We start from the raw sequence: 5,529 nt of genomic DNA on the forward strand, positions 1-5,529 counted from the left end.
TGGATACGGTCCGAAAACCGTATACGCACTGGCTTCATTCATTCACTCGTTGTTCAGTTTTCAAAGGGCAATGCTGAATCTAGCAGCCTCTCGGCTATTGCCGCATCTCTCAAGCGCGACTTTTATAATATAGCACGTCCCCTAATATAAAGTCAACTGTTTTTTTATTTAATATTTTTGAGACGAACAAAATGCTATTTCAACCTGATTTTCTGAATATCTACCATGGACTATGTCCGTAACAAAATTATCGAAAGCAAACCTATTAGACCCGAGCTTATAGCAAAACTAGCTTTATAGCCGCCAGCATCCCTATACCGGGAATGCCAAGAAAAGTGACAGCCGCAATAGTGGCGGGGTTTATCGGAAGCCTGAATCCATAATATCCGCCAATCCAGTTCACTGCATACAGCAGCACGCCGGCAATGACAATATGAATCCCCAAACGGGCAAGCCATTGAATGGATGATCTATTTTTTATAAGAACAAATAGCAGAAAGGATAGTGAAAAAATAAATACACCCCACAGCAAGAGCTGCATCATATCACCTCCCTCTCATAATTGACAAAACCTTGATTCCATTGCTGCTGTTTCGCCAGTCTGAGAAGCATCTCATACTTTTTTTCTGCTGCCACCAAATCATATATAGCGCAATCGACTTCATCCTGACCGACGACCCATTCCAGCCGATGCTGGGCATTTCTCCACTCCAGTTGTGATTGGCGTATTTCCTCCAGAAGAGCCAGCTTGTCCTTGATCGACGCGGCCGTTTCCTTATTTCTCCTCCAATTCAGAAACCACTTCATTATTCCACCCCTCGCCGAGAGTTAGTCCTTAATAATGAATATGGTGTTCACGTAGGCTTTTAGAACGGTTTCCTCCAAAATCAATCCCTTGTCATCCGTCCATCTCCGCACCGGCAGAAAAACTGCTCATAAAAAAACTGCGGGACCCTTTGTCCCGCAGGTAAATTGGCTTGCCATCCAATGTCAGATTAGCCGCCGTCTTATTTTGTACATCCTATTTGCAGAGATCATTCCCGGCGGTATCCGGCCTATTCGGGGTCAGCTCCGCTCAGGAAAGCTCTCTTCTTCCTTCAAGCGCTTTGGTCAAAGTTACCTCGTCGGCATACTCCAAGTCTCCGCCCACCGGCAATCCGTGTGCAATACGTGTGACACGAATGCCGAAAGGCTTCACCAGACGGGATAAATACATTGCCGTCGCCTCTCCCTCTATATTCGGGTTGGTGGCAAGGATCATTTCCTGAACGCGTTCATCGCTCAGTCTCTTGACCAGCTCTGTTATGCGGATTTCATCCGGGCCAATGCCTTCCATGGGAGAAATAGCACCGTGAAGCACGTGGTAGAAACCGTTAAATTCCTTAGTCCTCTCCATAGCCACCAGATCTTTCGGTTCCTGCACGACACAGATAATGGAGTAATCCCGGCTCTTATCCTGACAAATCCGGCATGGGTCCGTATCTGTAATATTGCAGCAAACCGAACAATAATGGAGATTTCTTTTGACATTGACGAGCGCCTTGGCAAAATCGATCGCTTCATCTTCCTTCATCTGAAGAACATGAAAAGCTAGACGACTCGCCGTCTTGGGCCCTATGCCCGGAAGCTTGGAAAAGGAATCGATTAATTTGGCCAATGGTTCGGGGTAGTACAAGAGGCTATCTCCTTTTATCCAGTCTCGTTCGCTATTAGAACAGACCCGGGATTTTTAATCCGGCAGTAAACTTGCCCATGTCCTTGTTGGCCAGCTCTTCCGCTTGGTTCAAAGCGTCATTCACGGCTGTCAGCACGAGATCCTGCAGCATTTCCACATCGTCGGGATCGACAGCTTCCGGCTTAATGGCAATATTGACGATTTTCTTCTGTCCGTTAGCGGTAACGGTGACCACGCCGCCCCCTGCAGTTCCTTCCACCGTTTTATTGGCCAGTTCTTCCTGCGCCTTCAGCATCTGCTCCTGCATTTTCTTAACCTGCTTCATCATTTGATTCATATTGTTCATGCTTACCTACTCCTTAATCTTTTTTTATTTTCACCAAATCTTCTCCGAATAATTGGATCGCTTCATCGACCCAGGGAGATTTACTGCCCTGCTGCTCCTTATCCGGCTCAAGCTTCATCTCTTCGACAGCTTCCGGTTCTTCCGCCAACGCATCCTTCCATTCCTGGTTCATAACGGCAACAAGCTGGAGCGGATGACCCAGAACCTGCTGTATCGCCTGCTCGATAAGCTGCTTGTTTGCAGGCTTCTCCGTAGTCTCCCGATGCATGGCGCTTTTGAATGCGAGAAGCAGTTGATCATTGGATAGTGACACAGGCTCGCCGTCCACAAGCCAGGCATGCACCGTTATCTTCATTTCCTTAACCAGTGCCAATATCTGGCTCCATTTGGACAAGGCCTGTTTAAACAGCGGAGACTCCTGGTCGCGAATGAATGCCTCCAGGTTTACAGACGGCTTGCGAATGAAAGGGCCGCTTCTCCGGGCTCCGAACTGACCGGCCGGCCCCCTGGATGCCGGCTCCGGTGTTGTCACCTGGCCGGAAGCCGGCGCCGGGGAAGAGGCCATTAGCCTGGAGAGCGTCTGTTCCAGCTGCTCCACCTTCCGTTTAAGGACGGCCCAGTCTTCTCCTTGTCCGGCCGAGACGGGAGACGACGGAGAGGCTTGCGGTGACGGGGCTTCTTGGCCTTGCAAATGGCACAGCTTCATAACCGCAATTTCAAATAATATCTGAGGCTGCGAAGAATACTTCATCTCCCCGTGATAGCGGTTGAGAACCTCGATCGATTCGAACAATTCCTCACGGCTGAAGGAAGCAGCCGTCTCAGCGAAGCCGGCGGGATCCAGAATCCGCTCGGTGGAGGCTAACGAATCGGGAACCATCTTGATCAGAAGCAGATCCCGGAAATAATGCATCAGACTCTCCACGCATTTATCCGGACTCTTGCCTGCCTGCAGAAATTGCTCCACTAATTGCAGAGCTTCCCCGATGCGCCGTTCCCGAATCAACCCGGATAGTTTCTTAAATTGATCGGCCGCTACTCCACCGGTCATAGCCACTATATCCTCGTAAGTGACCTTGCCGCCCGAGAAGGAGGAAATCTGGTCCAGGAGGCTGACGGCGTCACGCATCCCGCCCTGGGACAGCCGCGCAATGTACTGAAGCGCCTCCTGTTCTATATCAACGCCTTCTTGCCGGCAGATATAATCCAGTCTGGAGATCTGTTCATCCAGAGACACCCTGCGGAAGTCAAATCGTTGACAGCGGGAAATAATGGTGGCCGGGATTTTATGCGGCTCTGTTGTGGCCAGAATGAACATGACTTGCCCCGGAGGCTCCTCCAATGTCTTCAATAAGGCATTGAACGCTTCGGTGGTCAGCATGTGAACCTCGTCGATGATATAAACCTTCTGCCGAACCTCTGTCGGGGCGAACTTGACCTTATCGCGTATATCGCGGATTTCTTCCACACCGCGGTTAGAGGCCGCGTCAATCTCGACCACGTCCATGACGGCACCTTCTGTAATCCGCCGGCAAGTATCACATTCGTTACAAGGCTCTTCGGCAGGGCCGTGCTGGCAATTAACCGCTTTGGCTAATATTTTGGCCGCACTGGTTTTCCCTGTTCCGCGTGGCCCATTGAACAAATATGCATGGGTCAAACGGTTTTCTCTGAGAGAGTTTTGCAAGGTTTTTACAATATGCTGTTGTCCGACGACATCTCTGAAAAATTGAGGCCGCCACGTACGGTATAGCGCAATATGCTGTTTCATATAAAACCTCTCCAATAATTCCTTGCATAGAATTATTTTCTTTATTATACAATACTGTCAGTCCTCATTGAAGCGCGATCAATGAATTGGTCCGGATTGCTTGAATATGGGAAGCGAAACGGGATGGATTTAGCCTGGCAGTTCAACAGAGGCGAATTATAAAAATGGCGGGGAAACACAAAAACAGCCTCTCCAAACGGCAGGCTGTTCTATGGAAAGGGAATGCTTACACTGAACGTCGTGCCATAGCCCTTCGAAGCGACGCGTATCGTTCCACCGATGTCGTGAATGATGCGCTGACAGACGGACAGTCCGAGACCGGTCCCGTTTTCCTTGGTGGTAAAGAAGGGATCGAAAATTTTATCGATGACAAAATTGGGGATTCCGGGTCCGGTATCATGAATTTCAATATGAACCATCAACTCCTCATAATCGACCTTCTCCGTTATGGTGAGTATTCCTCCGTCCGCCATTGCTTCGATCCCGTTCTTGCACAGATTGAGGAAAACCTGCTTCAGCAGCTCGCTGTCGGCAATCACTTTAGGCAGGCCGGGAATGGCATCATATTGTACGCTTACCCCATGAAGCAATGCCTCATTACTGATTATCGGCAAGATTTCGCGCATAACCAGCTTGATATCCACCTTATGATAGGATACGTTCTTAGGCTTGCTGAGCAGTAGGAATTCACTAACCAGCTCGTTAATCCGGTTGATTTCGGTTAGCATGATGTCGGTATATTCCTGTTCCTTAACCATGCCCTTCTCTATAAAGGTATTCTTGAGCACCTGCATGAAACCTTTAATGGATGTTAACGGATTCCGGATTTCATGTGCGGTTCCCGCTGCAATCTGGCCGATCATCGCCAACCGGTCGCTTCTCTGCACCTGTTGTTCCAAAGACCGCAGATTCGTTACATCCTTAAAAATAACATAGGCGCCCACCGTTCTCCCGGCCTCATCCTTAAGCACATTGGAATCGAGCAGCAGCTCATAGCGATCCTCGTTATTCGTCCAGGAAACGGCATGATTTCTCACCACGACCCCATTTAATATGGCTGGCTGAATCAGTTGGTGATGAGAGGGGACGGCATTAAAAACCTCTGTAACCGGTTTGTTGACAACTTTTTCTCTATGTAACCCTAATACCCGACAGGCCATATCGCTAATATCCACGATACGGAATTGGACATCAATCAGGATGACCCCTAAATTAATATCCTTCATAAACGTTCCGGCAAATTTCTGAAGCAAGGAAAGCTCCTCCTCCGTACAGACCCGGTCCATGTGTATGGAAAAATAGGGTCTTCCATCCAGAGTTTGTAATGAGACAATCGCATACCGCCTGTTCATCACATCCCCCTGACAATTCCGCAGACGGATGATTGGATTTAAACTGCTCTGGGATACCGCTTCCAAATATTGATCCTGCAGAATGCTAAAGGATGACTCAATCCCCAATTGCTGAAGCGACATCCCTTTAAGCTCCTGCAGTGTATAACCTGCTTCTTGGAGAAGAGCGGCGCTGCAGTCGGCGATCAATCCCTCGCCGTCCACAACAATAACACACTGTGACGAGAAAGCCTGAATGTAGGCATCCACATGTTCGATTGTGAGCGGAGAACGGCCTTTACTTAAAGAGGACAACTGCTTCCCCCCTATTCCTTAAACTACCACCTGCTCAAAGCAGGTGGATTTAGACATAAATGTCGACGACTAAAGTCGTAGCGTAAGAGTA

Annotated in this window: 6 protein-coding genes; all 6 read right to left on the reverse strand. The window is 48.9% G+C overall.

The genetic code is table 11. The features are described 5' to 3' along the window. Positions 1 to 277: 277 nt before the first annotated feature. Positions 278 to 544, reverse strand: a complete 267-nt coding sequence (locus ACTHRH_RS25375) for a pro-sigmaK processing inhibitor BofA family protein (RefSeq protein ID WP_144941999.1) — start codon at positions 542 to 544, stop codon at positions 278 to 280. After that, on the reverse strand, positions 541 to 807 hold the full coding sequence (locus tag ACTHRH_RS25380) for a DUF2508 family protein (protein ID WP_144941997.1): 267 nt from the start codon (positions 805 to 807) through the stop codon (positions 541 to 543). The genes ACTHRH_RS25375 and ACTHRH_RS25380 overlap by 4 nt, the downstream gene beginning before the upstream one ends. Before the next feature lie 268 nt (positions 808 to 1,075). Then, entirely contained in the window at positions 1,076 to 1,675 is a 600-nt protein-coding gene (recR, locus tag ACTHRH_RS25385; protein WP_144941995.1) for a recombination mediator RecR, read from the reverse strand. A 34-nt stretch (positions 1,676 to 1,709) separates the two neighbouring features. Then, complete coding sequence (locus ACTHRH_RS25390; RefSeq protein WP_144941993.1) at positions 1,710 to 2,021, reverse strand: YbaB/EbfC family nucleoid-associated protein; 312 nt, start codon at positions 2,019 to 2,021, stop codon at positions 1,710 to 1,712. 13 nt (positions 2,022 to 2,034) lie between these two features. Continuing rightward, positions 2,035 to 3,792, reverse strand: a complete 1,758-nt coding sequence (gene dnaX, locus ACTHRH_RS25395; protein WP_144941991.1) for a DNA polymerase III subunit gamma/tau — start codon at positions 3,790 to 3,792, stop codon at positions 2,035 to 2,037. Between the two features lie 209 nt (positions 3,793 to 4,001). Continuing rightward, on the reverse strand, positions 4,002 to 5,438 hold the full coding sequence (locus ACTHRH_RS25400; protein ID WP_440418232.1) for an ATP-binding protein: 1,437 nt from the start codon (positions 5,436 to 5,438) through the stop codon (positions 4,002 to 4,004). Between the last annotated feature and the right edge of the window lie 91 nt (positions 5,439 to 5,529).

The sequence above is a fragment of the Paenibacillus sp. SAFN-117 genome (assembly GCF_051966115.1).
Lineage (GTDB): Bacteria > Bacillota > Bacilli > Paenibacillales > NBRC-103111 > Paenibacillus_L > Paenibacillus_L residui.